The organism is Pantoea sp. X-Soil-TKNS-1279 (genome assembly GCF_059730565.1).
Genome location: NZ_AP035948.1, coordinates 818,811 through 841,892 on the forward strand (window position 1 = coordinate 818,811; position 23,082 = coordinate 841,892).

The following is a 23,082-nucleotide window of genomic DNA, read 5'->3' on the forward strand; positions in this document are numbered from 1 at the left end:
CTATGCAGGAAAATTTCAAACACACCACAGTGCTGCTGGATGAGGCGGTAAACGCTCTCAATATCAGGGAAGACGGCATATACATTGACGGCACTTTTGGTCGCGGTGGTCACTCCAGATTGATCCTTTCGCAACTTGGCGCGAACGGGCAGCTACTGGCGATTGATCGCGATCCGCAAGCCATAGCCGCAGCCGCTGAGATAAAAGATCCGCGCTTCTCGATCGTGCATGGGCCGTTTTCGGCACTGGCGGAATACGTAACCGAGCGCGGGCTGACCGGCAAGATCGACGGCGTTTTACTCGATTTAGGCGTGTCATCGCCGCAGTTGGATGACGCAGAACGTGGTTTCTCTTTCATGCGTGATGGGCCGTTGGACATGCGTATGGACCCGACGCGTGGCCAGTCAGCGTCGGAATGGTTACTCAGCGCTGAAGAAGCCGATATCGCTTTTGTGCTGAAGACCTACGGTGAGGAACGTTTTGCCAAGCGCATTGCCCGGGCGATTGTCGAGCGCAACCGCGAGCAGCCGATGACGCGCACCAAAGAGTTGGCTGAAGTGATTGCTGCGGCAACACCGGTAAAAGATAAATTCAAGCATCCGGCGACCCGCAGTTTTCAGGCGATTCGTATCTGGATCAACAGTGAGCTGGAAGAGATCGACACCGCGCTGAAAGGGGCGTTGTCAGTACTGGCACCTGGCGGCAGATTGTCCGTGATCAGCTTCCACTCACTGGAGGATCGCCTGGTGAAACGCTTTATGCGCGATCAGAGCCGTGGTCCGCAAGTACCGGCAGGTATCCCAATGACCGAAACGCAGTTGAAGGCGTTGGGTGGTCGGGAACTGAAAACGCTTGGCAAGCTGGTGCCGGGCGAAGCCGAAGTCGCTGATAACCCGCGCGCACGCAGTTCGGTGCTGCGTATTGCTGAAAGGACAGCGTCATGATCGGAAACGAGCGTCATAGCCTGCCCGGTGTCATTGGTGGCGATCTGCTGCGTTTTGGCAAGATTCCGGTGCTGTTGCTGGTGGCGGTCCTGATTTCCGCGATGCTGGTGGTCACGACCACGCATAAGACGCGTCGTCTGACGGCAGAACGTGAACAGTTGGTGCTGGAGCGTGATGCCTTGGATATCGAGTGGCGCAACCTGATTCTGGAAGAGAACGCGCTCGGTGATCACAGCCGGGTAGAACGAATCGCAACCGAGAAATTGCAAATGCAGCATGTCGATCCTTCACAGGAAAACATTGTGGTGCAGCAATAAGGAATCTCAGAACCTGATGAGCGGCGCAAGCAAAACGCTGAAGTTAAAAAAACCGGAAGATAAGGCCAGCTTTGTCAGCTGGCGTTTTGCGTTGCTGTGCGGCTGTATTTTACTGGCGCTGGGTGGCCTGTTATCGCGTGTTGCCTGGTTGCAGGTGATTAATCCTGACAAACTGGTGAAAGAAGGGGATTTGCGTTCACTGCGTGTGCAGGCAGTCCCTACCGCGCGTGGCATGATCAGCGATCGCGCCGGGCGTCCGTTGGCGGTCAGCGTGCCGGTGAACGCCATCTGGGCCGATCCGAAAGAACTGAATGAACACGGCGGCGTCTCTGTCGATAGCCGCTGGAAAGCGCTGTCGGATGCGCTGTCGATCCCGCTCGACCAACTCGCCTCACGCATCAACGCCAACCCGAAAGGGCGTTTTGTTTATCTGGCCCGTCAGGTAAACCCGGCGATCGGCGAATATGTCAAAAAACTCAAGCTTCCCGGTATCTATCTGCGTGAAGAGTCTCGTCGCTACTATCCGGCTGGTCAGGTTACTGCCCACCTGATTGGCTTTACCAATATCGACGGTCAGGGCATTGAAGGCACAGAAAAAAGCTTCGACAAATGGCTGACCGGTGAACCTGGCGAACGTACGGTGCGTAAAGATCGTTACGGTCGCGTGATTGAAGATATCTCCTCGGTGGATAGCCGTGCTGCCCATAACCTGACGCTGAGCATTGATGAACGTTTGCAGGCGCTGGTGTATCGCGAACTGAATAACGCGGTGGCCTTTAACAAAGCCGAATCGGGTTCTGCGGTGTTGGTGGACGTTAACACCGGTGAAGTGCTGGCGATGGCTAACAGCCCGGCCTATAACCCGAACAACCTTGCCAACACACCAAAAGATGTGATGCGTAACCGCGCTATTACCGACATCTTCGAGCCTGGCTCCACCGTTAAGCCGATGGTGGTGATGACCGCCCTGCAACGCGGCGTGGTGAAAGAAAACAGCGTACTGAATACCGTGCCTTATCGTATCAATGGTCATGAGATCAAAGATGTGGCGCGCTACAACGAATTGACCCTGACCGGGGTCCTACAGAAGTCGAGTAACGTCGGGGTTTCACGTCTGGCGTTAGCGATGCCGTCCTCAGCACTCGTAGACACTTACGCGCGCTTTGGGCTGGGTAAGGCGACCAATTTGGGGTTGGTCGGAGAAAGCAGTGGCTTATATCCTCAAAAACAACGGTGGTCTGACATAGAGAGGGCCACCTTCTCTTTCGGCTACGGGCTAATGGTAACGCCGTTACAGTTAGCGCGAGTCTACGCAACCATTGGCAGCTATGGCGTCTATCGTCCGCTGTCGATTACCAAGGTTGATCCACCGGTTGCCGGTGAACGTGTTTTCCCGGAAGACCTGGTGAAAACCGTGGTGCATATGATGGAAAGCGTTGCTCTGCCGGGTGGCGGTGGCGTTAAGGCCGCCATCAAGGGTTATCGCATTGCGATCAAAACCGGTACCGCGAAGAAAGTCGGTCCCGATGGACGCTACGTCAATAAATACATTGCTTACACCGCAGGCGTAGCACCTGCCAGTCATCCTCGTTTTGCTTTGGTGGTGGTGATCAACGATCCCCAGGCCGGTAAATATTATGGTGGTGCGGTCTCCGCGCCGGTGTTTGGTGCCATCATGGGCGGCGTACTGCGTACCATGAACATCGAACCCGATGCGCTACCGGTAAATGATAAGAACGATTTGGTGAAGAACCAGAGTGAGGAATCAAGTGACAGATCGTAACCTGCGCGACTTACTGGCCCCTTGGGTGCCGGGCGCGCCGGCGCGTCCACTCCGTGACATGACACTGGATAGCCGCTCTGCGGCTTCTGGCGATCTGTTTATCGCCGTGGCGGGCCATCATGCTGATGGACGTCGATTTATTCCGCAGGCTATTGCCCAAGGCGTGGCGGCAGTGATTGCCGAAGCCGAAGGTGAAGCCAGTGATGGAGATATCCGCGAGATACATGGTGTCCCGGTTATCTATCTGGCGCAGTTGCCGCAGCGTCTCTCGGCACTGGCTGGACGCTTTTATCAACAACCTGCTGAAAAACTGAAATTAATTGGTGTCACCGGCACCAACGGCAAAACCACCACCACCCAATTGATCGCGCAGTGGGCCAATCTTTTGGGCGAGACGGGCGCGGTGATGGGGACGGTGGGTAATGGTCTGTATGGCCAACTGGCACCGACGGAAAATACCACCGGTTCCGCCGTGGATGTTCAGCATGTCCTGCATGACCTGGTTGGCCAGGGCGCAACGCTGGCGGCGATGGAGGTGTCGTCGCATGGCCTGGTACAGCATCGTGTTGCTGCTCTGCCGTTTGCTGCTGCGGTGTTTACCAATCTGAGTCGCGATCACCTCGATTATCACGGTGATATGCAAAGCTACGAAGCGGCCAAATGGTTGTTGTTCTCTGAACACCATGTTGGTGCGGCGATTATCAACGCGGATGACGAGGTTGGACGTCGTTGGCTGGCAAACCTGCCGGATGCCGTTGCCGTCACCATGGCGGATAACCTGCAACCCGGTTGTCATGGCCGCTGGCTGAAAGCCACCGCCGTAAACTATCACGATGGCGGGGCACATATCCGCTTCAGCTCCAGTTGGGGTGATGGCGAGTTTGACAGCCGCCTGATGGGGGCTTTTAACGTTAGCAACCTGTTGCTGGCTTTGGCAACGCTACTGTCGCTGGAATACCCACTGGATGCCCTGGTCAGCAGCGCATCGCAGTTACTGCCGGTCACAGGTCGTATGGAAGTGTTTAGTGCGCCGGAAAAACCTACGGTAGTGGTTGATTACGCCCATACGCCAGATGCGCTGGAGAAAGCGCTGGAAGCAGCGCGCCTGCACTGTAAAGGTCAGTTATGGTGCCTGTTTGGTTGTGGTGGCGATCGCGATAAAGGTAAGCGCCCGCTGATGGGGGCGATTGCTGAACAGTTTGCTGACGTGGTGGTGATCACCGATGACAACCCACGTAGTGAAGATCCGCAGGCAATCGTGAATGACATCTTGACCGGATTGCTCGACCCTGGCCGCGCGCGCGTGGTAGCGGGGCGGGCGCAGGCGGTCACCAATGCCATTATGCAAGCCAAAGCCGAGGATATCGTGCTGGTGGCAGGTAAAGGGCACGAAGATTATCAGATTGTCGGCAATCGCCGCCTGGACTATTCCGACCGCGACACGGTCGCCCGTTTACTGGGGGTGATGGCATGATCCCGATTTCCCTCGAGACACTGGCTAACGTCAGTGGCGGTAAGTTGTACGGAAGCGATGCAACCGTCAACGACGTGGTCACCGATACCCGAAAAGTGACAGCAGGATGCCTGTTTGTCGCCCTGGTGGGTGAACGCTTTGATGCACACGACTTTGTCGGCGATGCGATCGCCAGTGGCGCGCAAGCATTGCTGGTAAGTAAGCACTTGCCTGTGGCGGTGCCGCAGGTCGTGGTGGCCGATACCCGTATCGCTTTTGGTCAACTGGCTGCCTGGGTGCGCCAACAGGCAAAAGCCCGTGTGGTCGCGTTGACCGGCTCGTCCGGCAAAACCTCGGTTAAAGAGATGACCGCGGCGATTCTGCGCGAGTGTGGTGAGACGCTGTATACCGCCGGTAACCTGAATAATGACTTCGGCGTGCCAATGACGCTGCTGCGTTTGACCAAAGACCATGACTACGCGGTGATTGAGCTGGGTGCGAACCACCAGGGCGAGATTGCCTACACCACCGATTTAACACGCCCGGAGACGGCGCTGGTGAATAACCTTGCCGCAGCGCATCTGGAAGGTTTCGGTTCGCTTGCCGGTGTCGCCAAAGCCAAAGGTGAGATTTTTGGTGGCTTACCAGAGCATGGCACGGCCATTATCAACGCCGACAGCAATGATTTGGCGAACTGGCAACCGTTGCTGGCGGGTAAAACCTTGTGGCGTTTTTCACCACAACCGCAGGCTGAGGTGGAGTTTGGTGCCAGCGATGTCCAACTGCGCGCCGATGCCACCGCATTCACGCTGCACACCCCGCGCGGTGATATCGCGGTGACGCTACCGCTGCCGGGCCGCCACAATATTGCCAACGCCCTGGCCGCAGCCGCGTTGGCACTGTCGGTAGATGCACCTCTCAGCGCAATTCAGGCAGGTCTGACGAAATTACAGCCTGTTCCAGGCCGCCTCTTCCCGGTTCGTCTGGCTGAGCATCAACTGCTGATTGATGATAGCTACAACGCCAATGTGGGATCGATGACTGCTGCCGCGCAGGTGCTGGGCGATATGCCGGGCTATCGCGTCATGGTGGTCGGCGATATGGCGGAACTTGGTGATGAGACGGAGTCCTGTCACCGTCAGGTCGGCGAGGCGGCGAAAGCCGCTGGAATTGATTGTGTACTGAGCACCGGACGCTTTAGTCAGTTGATCAGTGAAAACAGTGGCAATGGCGAACATTTCGCCAGCAAAGCCGCGCTGATTGAACGTTTACGGACGTTATTGTCCGAACATCAGGAGTTAACGATTTTGATTAAAGGTTCGCGTAGTGCCGCCATGGAGCAGGTAGTACAGAGCTTACAGGAGAAAGGAACATGTTAGTTTGGCTGGCCGAGCATCTGGTCGCACTTTATTCCGGCTTTAACGTCTTTTCCTATTTGACGTTTCGCGCCATTGTCAGCCTGCTGACCGCTCTGTTCCTCTCTCTGTGGATGGGCCCACGCCTGATTGCCTGGCTGCAAAAGCTGCAAATTGGTCAGGTAGTACGTAACGATGGCCCTGAGTCGCACTTCAGTAAGCGCGGCACCCCGACAATGGGCGGCCTGATGATTCTTACTTCCATCACTGTATCGGTGTTGATGTGGGCATATCCGTCCAACCCGTATGTCTGGTGCGTATTGGTGGTACTGGTTGGATTCGGTGTGATTGGCTTTGTCGATGATTACCGCAAAGTGGTACGCAAAGACACCAAAGGGTTAATCGCCCGCTGGAAATACTTCTGGATGTCGGTGATTTCGCTCGGTGTGGCGTTCGCGCTCTACCTGGCGGGTAAAGACACCCCGGCGACAGAGCTGGTGGTGCCTTTCTTCAAAGACATCATGCCGCAGCTGGGGCTGTTTTACATTCTACTGGCTTACTTTGTGATTGTAGGGACGGGGAACGCCGTCAACCTGACCGATGGTCTGGATGGTCTGGCAATCATGCCGACCGTGTTCGTTGCTGCCGGCTTTGCGTTGGTTGCCTGGGCGACCGGTAACGTGAAGTTTGCTGAGTATCTGCATATCCCTTATCTGCGTCATGCAGGGGAACTGGTTATCGTGTGTACCGCGATTGTCGGTGCAGGCCTCGGTTTCCTGTGGTTCAACACCTATCCGGCGCAAGTTTTTATGGGTGATGTCGGTTCGCTGGCGCTGGGTGGCGCGCTCGGTACCATCGCGGTGTTGCTGCGTCAGGAATTTTTGCTGGTGATCATGGGTGGCGTGTTCGTGGTGGAGACGCTGTCAGTGATCCTCCAGGTGGGGTCGTTCAAGCTGCGCGGACAACGCATTTTCCGCATGGCACCGATTCACCATCACTATGAATTGAAAGGCTGGCCGGAGCCGCGCGTGATCGTGCGCTTCTGGATTATTTCGCTGATGCTGGTGCTGATTGGCCTGGCAACGCTGAAGGTACGTTAATCATGGCTGACTATCGGGGCAGAAAAGTCGTCATCATCGGGTTGGGGCTGACCGGCCTCTCCTGTGTTGATTTCTTTTTAGCGCAGGGCGTAACGCCCCGCGTGATGGACACCCGTGTGTCACCGCCGGGTCTGGATAAGCTGCCAGAACAGGTGGAGCGCTATGTCGGTGGACTGAACAACGACTGGTTGCTGGCGGCCGATTTAATTATCGCCAGCCCAGGTATTGCCCTTGCGCACCCGGCGTTGAGCGAAGCGGCAGATGCCGGTATCGAAATCGTGGGTGATATCGAGCTGTTCTGTCGTGAAGCGCAGGCACCGATTGTGGCGATTACCGGCTCTAACGGTAAAAGCACCGTGACCACCCTGGTGGGGGAAATGGCGCGTGCCGCAGGCTGGCAGGTGGGCGTGGGTGGCAATATCGGTTTACCGGCGTTGTCACTGCTGAAATCCCCGGCTCAGCTGTACGTGCTGGAACTCTCCAGCTTCCAGCTGGAAACCACTTACAGCTTGAAAGCGGCAGCGGCGACCATCCTCAACGTGACGGAAGATCATATGGATCGCTATCCGTTGGGCATGCAGCAGTACCGCGCTGCCAAACTGCGCATCTACGAAAATGCCCGGATTTGTGTGGTTAACGCCGATGACGGCATGACCATGCCGGTACGCGGTGCCGATACCCGCTGCGTCAGCTTTGGTATCGATATCGGTGATTATCATCTCAACCGGCAGCAGGGCAGTACCTGGCTGCGCGTGAAAGGTGAGAAGGTGCTGAACACCGACGAAATGAAGCTGGTGGGGCAACACAACTTCACCAATGCGTTAGCGGCGTTGGCGCTGGCTGATGCGGTGAATATCCCGCGAGCCTCCAGCCTGAAAGCGCTGACCACCTTTACCGGCTTGCCGCATCGCTTCCAACTGGCACATGAAGCGCACGGTATTCGTTGGATTAACGACTCCAAAGCCACCAATGTTGGCAGCACTGAAGCCGCGTTGAATGGTTTGCAGGTCAAAGGCACGCTGTGGCTATTGCTGGGCGGCGATGGTAAATCCGCTGATTTCAGCCCGTTGGCGCGTTATCTGCAAGGTGACAATGTGCGACTGTTCTGCTTTGGTCGTGACGGCGATGCACTGGCGGCCTTACGGCCAGACGTGGCTACCCGCACTGAAACCATGCAGCAGGCAATGGAACAGATCGCGCAGCAGGCAAAAGCGGGCGATATGGTGCTGCTGTCACCAGCCTGCGCCAGCCTCGATCAGTTCCGTAATTTTGAACAGCGTGGCGATCAGTTCGCGCAACTGGCGAAGGAGTTAGGCTGATGCGGATTCCCGGTGCCGGTGTAGCCAGCTTCCTTTCCCTGCGCCTGAAAGATTGGGTGATGGGCGCGCGGGAAAACGAAGATGCGCCGGTGGTGCTGTACGACCGCACGCTGCTGTGGCTGACGTTTGGTCTGGCCCTGGTGGGCTTCATTATGGTGACCTCGGCCTCAATGCCAGTGGGCCAGCGCTTGAATGAAGACCCGTTCTATTTTGCCAAGCGTGATGCTTTTTATATCGCACTGGCGTTCGGTATGGCGCTGGTCACTTTGCGCGTGCCGATGGATTTCTGGCAACGATACAGCAATGCCATGCTGGTGGTGTCCGTAGTGATGCTGCTGGTGGTGCTGGTGGTGGGTAGCTCGGTCAACGGTGCATCGCGCTGGATTGCATTGGGACCGTTGCGTATTCAGCCTGCGGAGCTATCGAAGCTGTCGCTGTTCTGCTATCTCGCCAGTTATCTGGTGCGCAAAGTGGAAGAGGTGCGTAACAACTTCTGGGGCTTCTGTAAACCGATGGGCGTGATGGTGGTGCTGGCGGTGTTACTGCTGGCGCAGCCCGACCTCGGAACGGTGGTGGTGCTGTTTGTCACCACGCTGGCGATGCTGTTTCTGGCAGGCGCGAAGTTGTGGCAGTTCCTCGCAATCATCGGTTCCGGTATTTTCGCCGTGGTGCTGCTGATTATCGCGGAACCCTATCGTATGCGTCGTGTGACGTCGTTCTGGAACCCGTGGGAAGATCCCTTTGGTAGCGGCTACCAGTTAACCCAGTCATTGATGGCGTTTGGCCGTGGTGAGTTCTGGGGGCAGGGGCTGGGCAACTCGGTGCAGAAACTGGAATATCTGCCGGAAGCGCATACCGACTTTATCTTCTCCATCATCGGTGAAGAATTGGGTTATGCCGGTGTGGTTTTGGCGCTGTTGATGGTATTCTTCGTCGCTTTTCGCGCGATGTCGATTGGCCGTCGCGCGCTGGAGATCGACCAACGTTTTTCCGGCTTTCTGGCCTGTTCCATCGGCGTATGGTTCAGCTTCCAGGCATTGGTTAACGTCGGTGCGGCCGCCGGTATGCTGCCGACCAAAGGTCTGACGTTACCGCTAATTAGTTACGGTGGTTCCAGTTTGATCATTATGTCGACGGCCATCGTGTTTTTGTTGCGCATAGATTATGAAACGCGTCTGGCGAAAGCCCAGGCGTTTACCCGAGGTGGTCGATGAGTGGGAAGCGACTGATGGTGATGGCAGGTGGAACCGGTGGACATGTGTTCCCTGGTCTGGCTGTCGCCCATCATCTGATGGAACAGGGCTGGCAGGTACGCTGGCTGGGGACCGCCGATCGCATGGAAGCCGATCTGGTGCCAAAACATGGTATCGAGATTGATTTTATCCGCATCAGCGGATTACGTGGCAAAGGGGTGAAAGCCCAACTGTTGGCACCGCTGCGCATCTTTAATGCCTGGCGTCAGGCGCGCCGCATCATGAAGAACTGGCAGCCAGATGTGGTATTGGGTATGGGCGGTTATGTGTCTGGCCCTGGCGGTCTGGCGGCATGGAGCTGCGGTATCCCGGTGGTGCTGCATGAACAGAACGGTATCGCCGGGCTGACCAACAAATGGCTGGCAAAGATAGCCAGCAAAGTGATGCAGGCTTTTCCCGGCGCATTCCCCAATGCGGATGTGGTTGGAAACCCGGTACGTACCGATGTGTTGGCGCTGCCGTTACCTGCTGAACGCCTGACTGGCCGTAGCGGTCCGGTGCGTGTGCTGGTCGTAGGGGGCAGCCAGGGGGCGCGTATCCTCAATCAGACGCTGCCGCAGGTTGCCGCTGAACTCGGTGATGTCATCACGTTATGGCATCAGACCGGCAAAGGTGCGCTGGAGACGGTGCAACAGGCGTATCGCGATGCCGGTCAGCCGCAGCATAAAGTCACCGAGTTCATCGATGACATGGCTGCTGCTTATGCCTGGGCTGATGTGGTGGTGTGCCGTTCCGGTGCGCTGACCGTCAGTGAAGTGGCCGCCGCAGGCTTACCGGCGATTTTCGTGCCTTTCATGCATAAAGATCGTCAGCAGTACTGGAATGCGTTGCCGCTGGAGCAGGCGGGCGCAGCCAAAATTTTTGAGCAGCCGCAGTTCACCGCAGCTGTGGTCGCGGAGACGCTGCGCCACTGGGATCGCGCTACCTTGCTGGAGATGGCAGAAAAAGCCCGCCAGGTGGCGATTCCCGATGCAACTGAACGGGTTGCTCAGGAAGTTGCGCGCGCCGCGAAGTAAGTTAATCGGTCAGTCAGATTGACCCGTACCTGGTTCAGGTACAAATGGAAAACACAGGTAACAGAGACAGATGAATACACAACAATTGGCAAAACTGCGTTCCATTGTGCCCGAGATGCGTCGCGTCCGGCACATCCACTTTGTCGGCATTGGCGGTGCTGGCATGGGCGGTATTGCCGAAGTGTTGGCGAACGAAGGTTATCATATTAGCGGTTCCGATTTGGCACCCAACCCGGTGACGCAGCATCTGGCATCGCTGGGCGCAACGATCTATTTCAACCATCGCCCGGAAAACGTGACCGATGCGAGTGTGGTGGTGGTCTCCACTGCCGTGGCGCAGGACAACCCGGAACTGGTGGCGGCGCGTGAACAGCGTATCCCGGTGATTCGTCGCGCAGAGATGCTGGCGGAGCTGATGCGCTTCCGCCACGGCATCGCGATTGCCGGTACGCACGGCAAAACCACCACTACCGCGATGGTAGCCAGTATTTATGCCGAAGGTGGCCTGGATCCGACCTTCGTCAACGGTGGCCTGGTGAAAGCCGCAGGCACCCATGCACGGCTGGGTAGCAGTCGTTATCTGATTGCTGAAGCGGATGAAAGCGATGCGTCGTTCCTGCATCTGCAACCGATGGTGGCGATTGTCACCAATATCGAAGCCGATCATATGGATACCTATCAGGGCGATTTCGAGAACCTGAAACAGACGTTTATCAATTTCCTGCATAACCTGCCGTTCTACGGCCGTGCGGTGATGTGTGTCGATGATGTGGTGATCCGCGATCTGATCCCGCGCGTCGGCCGTCAACTCACCACCTACGGTTTTAGCGAAGATGCTGATGTGCGCATCGAAAATTATGAGCAGCGTGGTGCACAGGGGCACTTCACCCTGATTCGTCATGACAAGCCAGTGCTGCATGTGACGCTGAATGCGCCGGGTCGCCATAACGCGCTCAACGCAGCGGCTGCGGTGGCGGTAGCGACCGAAGAAGGCATCGACGACAACGCGATTCTGGCTGCGCTCGAAAGCTTCCAGGGCACGGGCCGACGTTTTGATGTGCTGGGTGAGTTTGATACCGCCCCGGTTAACGGTACGCCGGGTAGCGCGATGCTGGTCGACGATTATGGTCATCACCCCACCGAGGTGGATGTGACGATCAAAGCTGCGCGCGCTGGCTGGCCAGAGAAAAAACTGGTGATGGTATTTCAGCCGCATCGTTACACGCGCACCCGCGATCTGTTTGACGACTTTGCCAACGTGTTGTCACAGGTGGATGTGCTGCTGATGCTGGATGTGTATCCGGCGGGCGAAGCCGCGATTCCGGGAGCGGATAGCCGTTCGCTGTGCCGCGCGATTCGCGGTCGCGGCAAAGTTGATCCGATTCTGGTGTCTGAACACGATGCGCTGCCAGAGACGCTGGCACCCCTGTTGAGTGGCAACGACCTGGTGATTGTTCAGGGCGCAGGTAATATTGGCAAAATCGCGCGCAAGCTGGCGGAAATCCGTTTACAGCCCGCAATGAAGGCGGAGGTGCGCAATGGCTGAGAAGGTAGCGGTTTTGTTTGGCGGCACCTCGGCGGAGCGTGAAGTTTCGTTGATGTCCGGTAGCGCGGTGCTGGCTGGATTGCGCGAGATGGGTATTGACGCGCATCCGGTGGATACACGCGATGTTTCAGTTCTCACCCTGAAACAACAAGGATTTGATAAAGCTTTCATTGCCCTGCATGGCCGTGGCGGTGAAGACGGTACTTTGCAGGCGGTGCTGGAATTCCAGCAGATCCCCTACACCGGCAGCGGTGTTATGGCCTCGGCGATCACCATGGATAAACTGCGCAGCAAATTGCTGTGGCAGGGCAGGGGATTGCCGGCTGGAAAATTTGTCTGGCTGACGCGTCAGCAGCAGGAAAACGGGCTGGATGCGCAGACGTTGGCCGATATTGATGCACTGGGCTTACCGGTGTTCGTCAAACCAAGCTGCGAAGGTTCAAGCGTGGGGATCAGCCGGGTTAATACGCGTGATGCGTTACCGGCGGCGCTGGCAGAAGCGTTTCGTCACGATGATGACGTGCTGGTGGAAGCGTTTTTGAGTGGTGCGGAATACACCGTCGGCATTTTAGGCGACCAGATTCTGCCATCCATCAAAATTCAAACTGCCAGTGAGTTCTATGACTATGAAGCAAAATACATTTCTGACGATACTCAATACTTCTGCCCGAGCGGCTTGAGTGTTGAGCGTGAAGCAGAATTGCAGTCGTTGGTACTGGCGGCCTGGCGGGCATTAGGTTGCAGCGGCTGGGGACGAGTGGATGTGATGGTCGACGGTGAGGATAATTTCCAGCTGCTGGAAGTGAATACTTCGCCAGGAATGACCAGCCATAGTCTGGTGCCGATGGCAGCGAAGCAGGCGGGACTCAGCTTCCCGCAGCTGGTTGCCCGTATTCTGGAGTTGGCCGACTGATATGTCACAGGCGGCGCTGAACGTACGCAACCGCGAACCCCAGGAGCGCACGCGCTCCGGGCGTAGCAACGGTGCCCGGCTTTTCGGCATCGTGTTCCTGCTGATTGTGTTAGGCATTATGGTGGCTGGCGGGCTGGTGGTGTTGAAGTGGATGAACGATGCATCTCGCCTGCCATTATCGAAACTGGTGGTGACCGGTGAAACGCATTACACCACGCACGATGACATTCGCCAGGCGATTTTGTCACTCGGCGCACCGGGCACCTTTATGTCGCAGGATGTCGACATTATCCAGCAGCAAATTGAACGTTTGCCGTGGATTAAACAGGTCAGCGTGCGTAAGCAGTGGCCTGATGAGCTGAAGATTAACCTGGTGGAGTATGTTCCGGTGGCACGCTGGAATGACCTGCACATGGTGGACGCTGATGGTGTCTCCTTCAGCATCCCGGCCAGTCACATTGGTAAAGAAACCATGCCAATGCTGTACGGGCCGGAAGGCAGTGAGAAAGAGGTGCTGGCCGGGTATCACACCATGAGTGATGTACTGAAGGCCAGCAAGTTTACCCTGAAGGTCGCGTCGATGACGGCGCGGCGCTCGTGGCAGCTGGTGACCAGCGATGATGTGCGCATCGAGTTGGGGCGCAGCGATACCATGAAGCGTCTGAACCGTTTTATTGAGCTCTACCCGGAACTGCAACAGCAGGCCCAGAGCGGTAACAAGCGCATCAGCTATGTCGATTTGCGCTATGACTCGGGTGCTGCCGTAGGATGGACACCGGCACCGTTAGAGCCACAGGAAGTCAATCAGCAACAGAACCAGGCACAGGCTAAACAACAATGATCAAGGCAACGGACAGAAAACTGGTAGTAGGACTTGAAATCGGCACCGCGAAGGTTGCCGCCCTGGTTGGGGAAATTCTGCCCGATGGTATGGTCAACATTATTGGGGTGGGCAGCTGCCCGTCTCGCGGTATGGACAAAGGTGGCGTGAATGACCTTGAGTCGGTGGTGAAATGCGTGCAGCGCGCCATCGATCAGGCTGAACTGATGGCAGATTGCCAGATTTCATCCGTCTACCTTGCTTTATCGGGCAAACATATCAGTTGTCAGAACGAAATCGGGATGGTTCCGATTTCCGAAGAGGAAGTCACTCAGGATGATGTGGAGAACGTGGTGCATACCGCTAAATCGGTTCGCGTTCGTGATGAACATCGTATCCTGCATGTGATTCCGCAGGAATATGCCATCGACTACCAGGAAGGCATTAAGAATCCGGTTGGGCTGTCCGGTGTGCGCATGCAGGCGAAAGTTCATTTGATCACCTGCCACAACGATATGGCGAAAAATATCGTGAAGGCGGTAGAACGATGCGGTCTGAAAGTGGACCAACTGATTTTTGCCGGTTTGGCTTCCAGCTTCTCGGTGTTGACGGAAGATGAGCGCGAATTGGGCGTGTGCGTGGTCGACATTGGTGGCGGTACTATGGATATCGCGGTGTATACCGGCGGCGCGCTGCGTCACACCAAAGTGATCCCGTATGCCGGGAACGTGGTGACCAGCGATATCGCTTACGCCTTTGGTACACCGCCGACGGACGCTGAAGCGATTAAAGTTCGTCATGGCTGCGCGCTGGGTTCCATCGTCGGTAAAGACGAGAATGTGGAAGTCCCGAGTGTGGGTGGACGCCCACCACGTAGTTTGCAGCGTCAGACGCTGGCAGAAGTGATTGAGCCGCGTTACACCGAACTGCTGAATCTGGTGAATGACGAGATTCTGCAATTGCAGGAACAGCTGCGCCAGCAGGGCGTGAAGCACCATCTGGCAGCCGGTATTGTGCTGACCGGTGGCGCGGCGCAGATTGAAGGCCTGGCGGCCTGCGCCCAGCGTGTTTTTCACACGCAGGTGCGTATTGGTCAGCCACTGAACATCACCGGCCTGACGGATTATGCGCAGGAGCCGTACTATTCAACCGCAGTTGGTCTGCTGCATTACGGCAAAGAGTCACATATGAATGGTGATGCGGAAACGGAAAAACGTGCTTCAGTGGGTAACTGGTTCAAACGAATCAACAGCTGGCTGAAGAAAGAGTTTTAATTTTTGTAAAAGGGGATCATGCTGGCAGTTTTTATGATCTCCAGGCGACAGGCACATAACGGAGAGAAATCATGTTTGAACCTATGGAATTGACCAATGACGCGGTGATTAAAGTCATCGGCGTCGGCGGTGGCGGTGGCAACGCCGTAGAACACATGGTACGCGAGCGTATCGAAGGTGTGGAATTCTTCGCTGTGAACACCGACGCGCAGGCGTTACGTAAAACGGCGGTCGGCCAGACTATCCAGATCGGGACCAATATCACCAAGGGTCTGGGTGCGGGTGCAAACCCGGAAGTCGGTCGCACTTCAGCGGAAGAAGATCGCGAAGCACTGCGTTCTGCGCTGGATGGGGCAGACATGGTGTTCATTGCGGCGGGCATGGGTGGCGGCACCGGTACGGGTGCGGCACCGGTGGTTGCGGAAGTCGCGAAAGATTTGGGTATCCTGACCGTTGCGGTGGTGACTAAGCCCTTCAACTTCGAAGGTAAAAAGCGCATGGCTTTTGCCGAGCAGGGTATCGCTGAACTGTCGAAGCATGTCGATTCACTGATCACGATTCCGAACGACAAGCTGCTGAAAGTGCTGGGTCGTGGCATTTCTCTGCTGGATGCCTTCGGTGCAGCTAACGACGTACTGAAAGGTGCGGTGCAGGGTATCGCTGAGCTGATTACCCGTCCGGGTCTGATGAACGTTGACTTCGCCGACGTACGTACGGTGATGTCAGAGATGGGTTACGCCATGATGGGTTCTGGCGTGGCATGTGGTGAAGACCGTGCGGAAGAAGCGGCCGAAATGGCGATCTCCAGCCCGCTGCTGGAAGATATCGACCTGTCCGGCGCGCGTGGGGTGCTGGTTAACATCACCGCTGGCTTCGATCTGCGTCTCGACGAGTTCGAAACCGTGGGTAACACCATCCGTGCCTTCGCTTCAGACAACGCTACCGTGGTAATCGGTACTTCTCTGGATCCAGAGATGAACGATGAACTGCGTGTGACCGTGGTCGCGACCGGTATCGGTATGGACAAGCGTCCGGAAATCACCCTGGTGACCAACAAACCGGCCAGCCAGCCAGTGATGGACCATCGTTACCAGCAGCATGGCATGGCGCCGCTGCCGCAGGAGCAAAAACCTGCTGCGAAAGTGGTTAACGACCCGGCTGCTTCGTCAAGCAAAGAGCCTGACTATCTGGATATTCCGGCGTTTCTGCGTAAGCAGGCCGACTAAGAATATCCCGAGAATTGGGATTCTCCGCTCTTTGTGCTAAAGTATTCGCCCGCCGGTAATTTATACTGGCGGTCGGATGGGTAATATTGCGAGATAATGCGATGATCAAACAAAGGACATTAAAACGTATTGTTCAGGCGACTGGCGTCGGTTTACATACCGGTAAAAAAGTCACGCTGACCTTACGCCCTGCGTCGGCTAATACCGGGGTCATCTATCGTCGCACAGACTTGAATCCACCGGTAGATTTCCCGGCTGATGCAAAATACGTGCGCGACACCATGCTGAGTACTTGCCTGGTGAATGATGAAGGCGTGCGTATTTCGACCGTAGAACACCTGAACGCCGCGCTGGCGGGCCTGGGTATCGACAACATCATTGTTGAAGTCGATGCGCCGGAAATCCCGATCATGGACGGCAGTGCTGCACCTTTTATCTATCTGCTGATGGATGCGGGCATCGAAGAGCTGAACAGCGCGAAGAAATTTGTGCGTGTTAAGCAAGCGGTGCGCGTTGAAGATGGCGACAAGTGGGCAGAGATTAAACCGTACAATGGTTTCTCACTCGACTTCACCATCGATTTCAAACATCCGGCAATTGATTCAAGTTCGCAGCGCTATCAGTTGAACTTCTCGGCCGAGGCGTTTGTTCGCCAGATCAGCCGTGCGCGTACTTTCGGCTTTATGCGTGAAATCGAATATCTGCAGTCTAAAGGCCTGTGCCTGGGCGGTAGTTTAGATTGTGCGATTGGCCTCGATGATTTCCGCGTACTGAACGAAGAAGGTCTGCGCTTTGAGGATGAGTTCGTTCGTCACAAAATGCTGGACGCGATCGGCGACCTGTTTATGTGCGGCCACAACGTTATTGGCGCGTTTACCGCCTTTAAATCAGGCCATGCATTGAACAACAAGCTGCTCCAAGCGGTACTGGCGAAGCAGGAAGCCTGGGAATGGGCAACCTTCGAAGACGAAGCTGAACTGCCGCTGGCATTCAAAGCACCCAATCTGGTTCTGGCGTAAGTCAGACATAAAACGGCGGGTCTCCCTGACACTCTCTCCGGTCAGTGGAACCTGCCGTTTTTTTATTCTCTATCCTTTCTGCGTAACGACTCGCATTTCACTGTCAACACGGGTTAGTTCTTGTACGAAAAAGCGTGAATTCGCCCGACGACCATTGAATCACTGGTGTGGAAGTCACACATAAATGCTATTATCAGGCGCCTGAATTGGCAGGGTAAGTACCGCCGCAGGCGGGAATACTATTTTACTGAAGCATTGTGGACGGGTTGTGATCGGGATTTTCTCACGCTGGCGACAATTTGGCAGACGCTACTTCTGGCCGCATCTCCTGTTGGGGATGGTTGCAGCCAGTTTTGGCTTGCCCGCGTGTGCGCAAACCTCCGAACCTACTTCCGCTGATACCCCTGTCAGCAGCCTGTTTGTCGGTAATATCGTCCGTTTCGACCACCTGATCCGTCTCCAGGAAACGGCACGCCGCCCAAGTTTTAATGTCGATTACTGGCATCAACATGCCATTCGCACCGTTATTCGCCATCTCTCTTTCAGCATGACGCCACCGGCGCAGGCGCAGAGCGATCAGGTGGCTCCGCTGGCAGCACAAAAGCTGGCGCTCATCGATTCATTACAAGCATTGCTGACTTCACCGGCGAAGCCACAGATGGTTGCCGAACCGCAACGCGCTGTTCGCGTCTCAGAACCGCAAATTAATACCCCCGCTTTCTGGTTGTCTGCTCTTCAGGGCATTCGCGCCGGACCTTCATTGCTCAATTGCTAACCTTTTTCACTCACTTTGTTTAGATTGCGCAGTTCGTGGTGTCACGACTGAATTGAGAAAATAATTATCATGTTAATCAAATTATTAACTAAAGTTTTTGGTAGTAGCAATGATCGTACTCTGCGCCGCATGCGCAAAGTCGTGGATGTCATCAATAAGATGGAGCCGGATTTTGAAAAGCTCTCCGATGACGAATTGAAAGCGAAAACGGGTTTATTCCGCGAGCGTCTGGAAAAAGGTGAAAGCCTGGAAAGCTTGATCCCGGAAGCCTTCGCCACCGTACGTGAGGCAAGTAAGCGTGTGTTTGGCATGCGCCACTTCGACGTGCAGTTGATTGGCGGCATGGTACTCAACGAACGTTGCATCGCTGAGATGCGTACCGGTGAAGGTAAAACCTTGACAGCTACGCTGCCTGCTTACCTGAATGCCCTGAGTGGCAAAGGCGTCCACGTCGTAACCGTGAACGATTACCTTGCTCAACGTGACGCCGAAAATAACCGTCCGCTGTTTGAATTCCTTGGTCTGACCGTGGGTATCAACCTGCCAGGTATGCCGTCAATTGCCAAACGCGCTGCCTATGCTGCCGATATCACGTACGGTACCAACAATGAGTATGGTTTCGACTATCTGCGTGACAACATGGCTTTCAGCCCGGAAGAGCGCGTGCAGCGTAAACTGCATTATGCGCTGGTGGATGAGGTCGACTCCATCCTGATCGATGAAGCGCGTACGCCGCTGATCATCTCTGGCCCGGCTGAAGACAGCTCTGACCTGTATATCAAGGTCAACAAAATCATCCCGCACCTGATCCGTCAGGACAAAGAAGATTCCGATACCTTCCAGGGCGAAGGTGACTTCTGGGTGGATGAAAAAGCGCGTCAGGCACATATGACTGAGCGCGGTCTGGTTAAAGTCGAAGAACTGCTGGTTAGCCAGAACATTATGGATGAGGGTGAATCTCTCTATTCACCGACCAACATTATGCTGATGCACCATGTCACTGCGGCTCTGCGTGCGCATGCGTTGTTCACCCGTGACGTTGACTACATCGTTAAAGATGGTGAGGTTGTGATCGTTGATGAACACACCGGTCGTACGATGCAGGGACGTCGTTGGTCAGATGGTCTGCATCAGGCGGTTGAAGCCAAAGAAGGCGTGGAGATCCAGAACGAAAACCAGACGCTGGCGTCCATCACCTTCCAGAACTATTTCCGTATCTACGAAAAACTGGCCGGTATGACCGGTACAGCGGATACCGAAGCCTTTGAATTTAGCTCGATCTACAAACTCGATACCATCGTGGTGCCAACCAACCGTCCGATGGTGCGTAAAGATATGGCCGATCTGGTCTACATGACCGAGAAAGAGAAGATTGATGCCATCATTGAAGATATTCGTGCCTGTACTGCCAATGGGCAGCCGGTGCTGGTGGGTACCATTTCAATTGAAAAATCTGAAGTGGTATCCAACGAACTGACGCGTGCCGGCATTAAACACAGTGTACTGAACGCCAAATTCCACGCCCGTGAAGCAGATATCGTGGCACAGGCTGGTCAGCCTGGTGCTGTGACCATCGCCACAAACATGGCGGGTCGTGGTACTGACATTATGCTGGGTGGTAACTGGCATGCGGAAGTGGCGGAGCTGGAAGCGCCAACCGACGCACAGATTGAAGAAATCAAAGCCGCCTGGCAGCAGCGTCATGAAGCGGTTCTGGCTGCCGGTGGTTTGCATATTATCGGTACTGAGCGCCATGAATCGCGTCGTATCGATAACCAGCTGCGTGGCCGTGCGGGCCGTCAGGGTGACGCCGGTTCTTCACGTTTCTACCTGTCAATGGAAGATGGATTGATGCGTATCTTCGCCTCGGATCGTGTCTCTAACATGATGCGTAAGCTGGGGATGAAGCCAGGTGAAGCGATTGAACATCCGTGGGTAACCAAAGCGATTGCCAATGCGCAGCGTAAAGTAGAAAGCCGTAACTTCGATATCCGTAAGCAACTGCTTGAGTATGATGATGTTGCTAACGATCAGCGCCGCGCGATCTACAGCCAGCGTAACGAGCTGCTGGATGTGTCTGACGTATCAGAAACCATCAACAGCATCCGTGAGGATGTGTTTAAAGCAACCATCGACACCTATATTCCGCCGCAGTCGCTGGAGGAAATGTGGGATGTGCCTGGCCTTGAAGAGCGTCTGCGTACTGATTTCGACCTGGATCTGCCGATTGCGGAATGGCTGGATAAAGAACCTGACCTGCATGAAGAGACGCTGCGCGAGCGCATCATGAAGCATGCGACAGAAAGCTACGCTGCCAAAGAAGAAGTGGTGGGCGTGGAAATGATGCGTAACTTTGAAAAAGGCGTGATGCTGCAAACGCTGGACTCACTGTGGAAAGAGCATCTGGCGGCGATGGATTATCTGCGTCAGGGTATTCATCTGCGTGGTTACGCGCAGAAAGATCCGAAGCAGGAATACAAGCGCGAATCTTTCTCCATGTTTGCCGCCATGCTGGAATCGCTGAAATACGAAGTGATCAGCACCCTGAGCAAAGTTCAGGTGCGTATGCCGGAAGAAGTTGAAGCGATGGAGCAACAACGTCGGGAAGAAGCTGAGCGTCTGGCACAGCAGCAGCAGTTGAGTCATGTGGATGATGAGACCGCAGCGGCTGCCGCGCTGGCGGCGCAGGGCGGCGAACGTAAGGTCGGTCGTAACGATCCTTGCCCATGTGGTTCAGGTAAAAAATATAAGCAGTGCCACGGCCGTCTGGCCTGATAAAGAAAGGAGCCGATTGGCTCCTTTTTTTATGCGTTTTCACGGTGACTGCTTTAGAATCAGCGACTCATTTTATTCTTATAGCGGAATTCAGCTTATGAAACACCTGCAAGTCGCGGTGGGCATCATTCGCAATGCCAGTCACCAGATCTTCCTTGCTCAACGTGCAGCAAGTTCCCACATGGCTAACAAATGGGAATTTCCTGGCGGCAAAATCGAACAGGACGAAACCGCTGAACAGGCGTTGAAGCGTGAGCTAATGGAAGAGACGGGGATTGAAGTGACGGCAGCTCAGCCAATTGGGCAAGCTGATCACAGCTATGAAGATTTGCGTGTCACGCTGCACTTCTTTCTGGTGGAAGGTTGGCATGGCGAGCCCTGGGGTAAGGAAGGGCAGCCGCAACGCTGGGTCGATCAAACAGCCTTGGTTGCAGAAGAATTCCCACCCGCAAACCATGCATTGATTGCACGGCTGGTGGCGGGAGAAATCTGATATCAGGGGCCAGGCCCCTGATAGTTACTGTTGTTCTTCGCTCCAGTCGTCGCTGTCGGTCATATCACCGCTGCTGGCAATACGTTTTTCTTCTGCTGCCCATTCGCCTAAATCAATCAGCTGGCAACGTTTGCTACAAAATGGGCGCCAGGGACTCAGTTCGTCCCACATCACGTCTTTACCGCAATTGGGGCAAGGTACAACAATCATCTCTTCCTGCATAACATCCTCTAACAACAGGCCAGTTCAAAGTTAAGTCGTTCGGGTACTTCACCACGTTCACTGTCCAGCGGCAGGAAGCGAATGGCATAACGGCTCTTATGGCCGGAGACTTGCGGATATAGGGCATCTTCCAGTGTGAGTTGCAACCGCAACAAATCAGCACCTTCGGCGTTATCCTGATAAAACCCGTTCAGGCTGGTTTGATTGCGAAACACACCCGATTGGCGAACTAAATCAAGGATCATCACAAGGCTGTTACGCAGTGGATTAAGCGATTCCAGCCAGGCGTTGACTTGCGCATCACGCATCGGTTGTTCGAGATGCAACCAGATATGCAGGCCGGGCAAATCAAAACTACAGCAACCACCAGGAATGCTCAGGCGCTGACGAACCAGCCCGATCAGACGATCTTCACGCAATTGCTGGCCCATACGTGGTGCCTGTAACAGCTCGCTCGATTGCTGTTTTAGCTGTTTGCTTAACGTCTGCACTCGTTGCAGATCCACTCCCGGGACATCGAGCCAGGCGCGCAACTTTTGCTGCTGGCGTTCCTGTTCTTTCAGCAGTTCAGTGCGCATGTCACCCCGTTCAAAGATGTCCAGCAAATCGGCAAGAATGCGGAAGACACCCAGCGCGGAAACGGAACTGGAGACGGGGATGGTTTCGTGCAATTGGTTAAGCAGAAACTCGACGCGTAACCAGGTACGCATTTTCTCATTCAGGGGATGTTCAAACAGAACGACTGTACTCATGATGTTAATCCTGTTCTGCTGCGGCCAGACGCAAGTAGCGCTGGTGAAGTTCAGCAACACGCGGCAGCGCATCATCAGGCGTGCCGCTATTATCGATGATGTCATCCGCGACGGCCAGGCGCTGTTGTCGGCTGGCCTGCGCGGCAAGAATATTTTGGGCTTGCGCGAGAGATATCCCGTCGCGTTGTTGCGTACGCTGCAATTGGGTTGCCTCATCCACATCCACCACCAGCACGCGGTTGGCCTGATGTTGCAGGCCGTTTTCCACCAGCAACGGCACCACCCACAGCACATAAGGTGAGGTAGTGAGTGCCTTTAACTGCTGAGTTCGCGCATTAATTAATGGATGCAACAATTGGTTCAGCCAGTTTTTTTCCTGCGGCTGCTGAAAAATAATTTCGCGCAACCGTGTACGATAAAGCGTGCCTTCTGCCGTCAGGATCGATTCGCCATGACGTTTAACGATCGCCTGCAATGCTGGCGTACCCGGTTCAACTACTTCTCTGGCAATGGTGTCGGCGTCGATGATCTCGGCACCCAGCGCCGCGAAGGCATTGGCGATGGTGGATTTACCACTGCCAATGCCACCCGTTAGCGCAACGGTAAAAGGCATAGCGTTTTCCTGGAATCTGCACCGTCATGCTGCCACAACCTGCGTAAAACTTAAGGCAAGATGAGAGCAGGATCACAATCGATTTTCTCAGCTAAATTTAACGGATTGTAGCTT

At 55.2% G+C, this 23,082-nt stretch carries 21 protein-coding genes; 18 read left to right on the plus strand and 3 right to left on the minus strand.

The window, feature by feature from the left end; genetic code table 11:
* The first annotated feature begins 2 nt into the window (after window positions 1–2).
* The 18 genes from rsmH (at window position 3) to mutT (ending at window position 21,381) form a co-directional block, all read left to right on the plus strand.
* A complete protein-coding gene (gene rsmH, locus AC6I8N_RS03685; protein ID WP_021184745.1) occupies window positions 3–944 on the plus strand; it encodes a 16S rRNA (cytosine(1402)-N(4))-methyltransferase RsmH in 942 nt (313 codons plus the stop codon).
* A complete protein-coding gene (gene ftsL, locus AC6I8N_RS03690; RefSeq protein ID WP_021184744.1) occupies window positions 941–1,261 on the plus strand; it encodes a cell division protein FtsL in 321 nt (106 codons plus the stop codon). Before rsmH ends, ftsL begins: the two co-directional genes overlap by 4 nt.
* Before the next feature lie 16 nt (window positions 1,262–1,277).
* Window positions 1,278–3,044, plus strand: coding sequence for a peptidoglycan glycosyltransferase FtsI (locus AC6I8N_RS03695; RefSeq protein WP_021184743.1), 1,767 nt, complete (start codon window positions 1,278–1,280; stop codon window positions 3,042–3,044).
* Window positions 3,031–4,518, plus strand: coding sequence for a UDP-N-acetylmuramoyl-L-alanyl-D-glutamate--2,6-diaminopimelate ligase (murE, locus tag AC6I8N_RS03700; protein ID WP_021184742.1), 1,488 nt, complete (start codon window positions 3,031–3,033; stop codon window positions 4,516–4,518). Before AC6I8N_RS03695 ends, murE begins: the two co-directional genes overlap by 14 nt.
* The gene (gene murF / locus AC6I8N_RS03705) at window positions 4,515–5,876 is read left to right on the plus strand and encodes a UDP-N-acetylmuramoyl-tripeptide--D-alanyl-D-alanine ligase (protein ID WP_497830068.1); all 1,362 of its coding nucleotides are present in this window, start codon (window positions 4,515–4,517) and stop codon (window positions 5,874–5,876) included. The genes murE and murF overlap by 4 nt, the downstream gene beginning before the upstream one ends.
* Window positions 5,870–6,952 carry a phospho-N-acetylmuramoyl-pentapeptide-transferase gene (gene mraY, locus AC6I8N_RS03710; RefSeq protein WP_013507854.1) on the plus strand — a complete coding sequence of 361 codons (1,083 nt, stop codon included), beginning with the start codon at window positions 5,870–5,872 and terminating at the stop codon, window positions 6,950–6,952. The genes murF and mraY overlap by 7 nt, the downstream gene beginning before the upstream one ends.
* Before the next feature lie 2 nt (window positions 6,953–6,954).
* Window positions 6,955–8,271 (plus strand): UDP-N-acetylmuramoyl-L-alanine--D-glutamate ligase, encoded by a 1,317-nt coding sequence (gene murD / locus AC6I8N_RS03715; protein ID WP_208724780.1) that lies wholly within the window; start codon window positions 6,955–6,957, stop codon window positions 8,269–8,271.
* On the plus strand, window positions 8,271–9,485 hold the full coding sequence (ftsW, locus tag AC6I8N_RS03720) for a cell division protein FtsW (protein WP_021184739.1): 1,215 nt from the start codon (window positions 8,271–8,273) through the stop codon (window positions 9,483–9,485). Before murD ends, ftsW begins: the two co-directional genes overlap by 1 nt.
* A complete protein-coding gene (murG, locus tag AC6I8N_RS03725; protein ID WP_415173440.1) occupies window positions 9,482–10,540 on the plus strand; it encodes an undecaprenyldiphospho-muramoylpentapeptide beta-N-acetylglucosaminyltransferase in 1,059 nt (352 codons plus the stop codon). Before ftsW ends, murG begins: the two co-directional genes overlap by 4 nt.
* Before the next feature lie 70 nt (window positions 10,541–10,610).
* Window positions 10,611–12,086: a UDP-N-acetylmuramate--L-alanine ligase gene (gene murC / locus AC6I8N_RS03730; protein WP_497830069.1), complete on the plus strand. Its 1,476-nt coding sequence runs from the start codon at window positions 10,611–10,613 to the stop codon at window positions 12,084–12,086.
* On the plus strand, window positions 12,079–12,999 hold the full coding sequence (locus AC6I8N_RS03735) for a D-alanine--D-alanine ligase (RefSeq protein WP_208724783.1): 921 nt from the start codon (window positions 12,079–12,081) through the stop codon (window positions 12,997–12,999). Before murC ends, AC6I8N_RS03735 begins: the two co-directional genes overlap by 8 nt.
* Window position 13,000: 1 nt before the next feature.
* Window positions 13,001–13,840, plus strand: coding sequence for a cell division protein FtsQ (gene ftsQ / locus AC6I8N_RS03740; RefSeq protein WP_021184735.1), 840 nt, complete (start codon window positions 13,001–13,003; stop codon window positions 13,838–13,840).
* Window positions 13,837–15,093 carry a cell division protein FtsA gene (gene ftsA / locus AC6I8N_RS03745; protein ID WP_013507861.1) on the plus strand — a complete coding sequence of 419 codons (1,257 nt, stop codon included), beginning with the start codon at window positions 13,837–13,839 and terminating at the stop codon, window positions 15,091–15,093. The genes ftsQ and ftsA overlap by 4 nt, the downstream gene beginning before the upstream one ends.
* A gap of 71 nt (window positions 15,094–15,164) precedes the next feature.
* Window positions 15,165–16,319 carry a cell division protein FtsZ gene (gene ftsZ / locus AC6I8N_RS03750; protein WP_021184734.1) on the plus strand — a complete coding sequence of 385 codons (1,155 nt, stop codon included), beginning with the start codon at window positions 15,165–15,167 and terminating at the stop codon, window positions 16,317–16,319.
* Window positions 16,320–16,420: 101 nt separating this feature from the next.
* Window positions 16,421–17,338, plus strand: a complete 918-nt coding sequence (gene lpxC / locus AC6I8N_RS03755) for a UDP-3-O-acyl-N-acetylglucosamine deacetylase (protein ID WP_021184733.1) — start codon at window positions 16,421–16,423, stop codon at window positions 17,336–17,338.
* A gap of 268 nt (window positions 17,339–17,606) precedes the next feature.
* On the plus strand, window positions 17,607–18,113 hold the full coding sequence (secM, locus tag AC6I8N_RS03760; RefSeq protein ID WP_497830070.1) for a secA translation cis-regulator SecM: 507 nt from the start codon (window positions 17,607–17,609) through the stop codon (window positions 18,111–18,113).
* A 69-nt stretch (window positions 18,114–18,182) separates the two neighbouring features.
* Window positions 18,183–20,888 carry a preprotein translocase subunit SecA gene (gene secA, locus AC6I8N_RS03765; protein WP_497830071.1) on the plus strand — a complete coding sequence of 902 codons (2,706 nt, stop codon included), beginning with the start codon at window positions 18,183–18,185 and terminating at the stop codon, window positions 20,886–20,888.
* Window positions 20,889–20,985: 97 nt separating this feature from the next.
* Entirely contained in the window at window positions 20,986–21,381 is a 396-nt protein-coding gene (gene mutT / locus AC6I8N_RS03770) for an 8-oxo-dGTP diphosphatase MutT (RefSeq protein WP_497830072.1), read from the plus strand.
* Window positions 21,382–21,405: 24 nt separating this feature from the next.
* Here the strand turns inward: mutT and yacG are convergent, their stop codons facing one another.
* The 3 genes from yacG to coaE are packed head-to-tail and all read right to left on the minus strand — an operon-like array spanning window position 21,406 to window position 22,968.
* The gene (yacG, locus tag AC6I8N_RS03775; protein ID WP_021184729.1) at window positions 21,406–21,603 is read right to left on the minus strand and encodes a DNA gyrase inhibitor YacG; all 198 of its coding nucleotides are present in this window, start codon (window positions 21,601–21,603) and stop codon (window positions 21,406–21,408) included.
* Between the two features lie 8 nt (window positions 21,604–21,611).
* Entirely contained in the window at window positions 21,612–22,355 is a 744-nt protein-coding gene (gene zapD / locus AC6I8N_RS03780) for a cell division protein ZapD (protein ID WP_497830073.1), read from the minus strand.
* 4 nt (window positions 22,356–22,359) lie between these two features.
* The gene (gene coaE / locus AC6I8N_RS03785; RefSeq protein WP_497830074.1) at window positions 22,360–22,968 is read right to left on the minus strand and encodes a dephospho-CoA kinase; all 609 of its coding nucleotides are present in this window, start codon (window positions 22,966–22,968) and stop codon (window positions 22,360–22,362) included.
* Window positions 22,969–23,082: the final 114 nt, after the last annotated feature.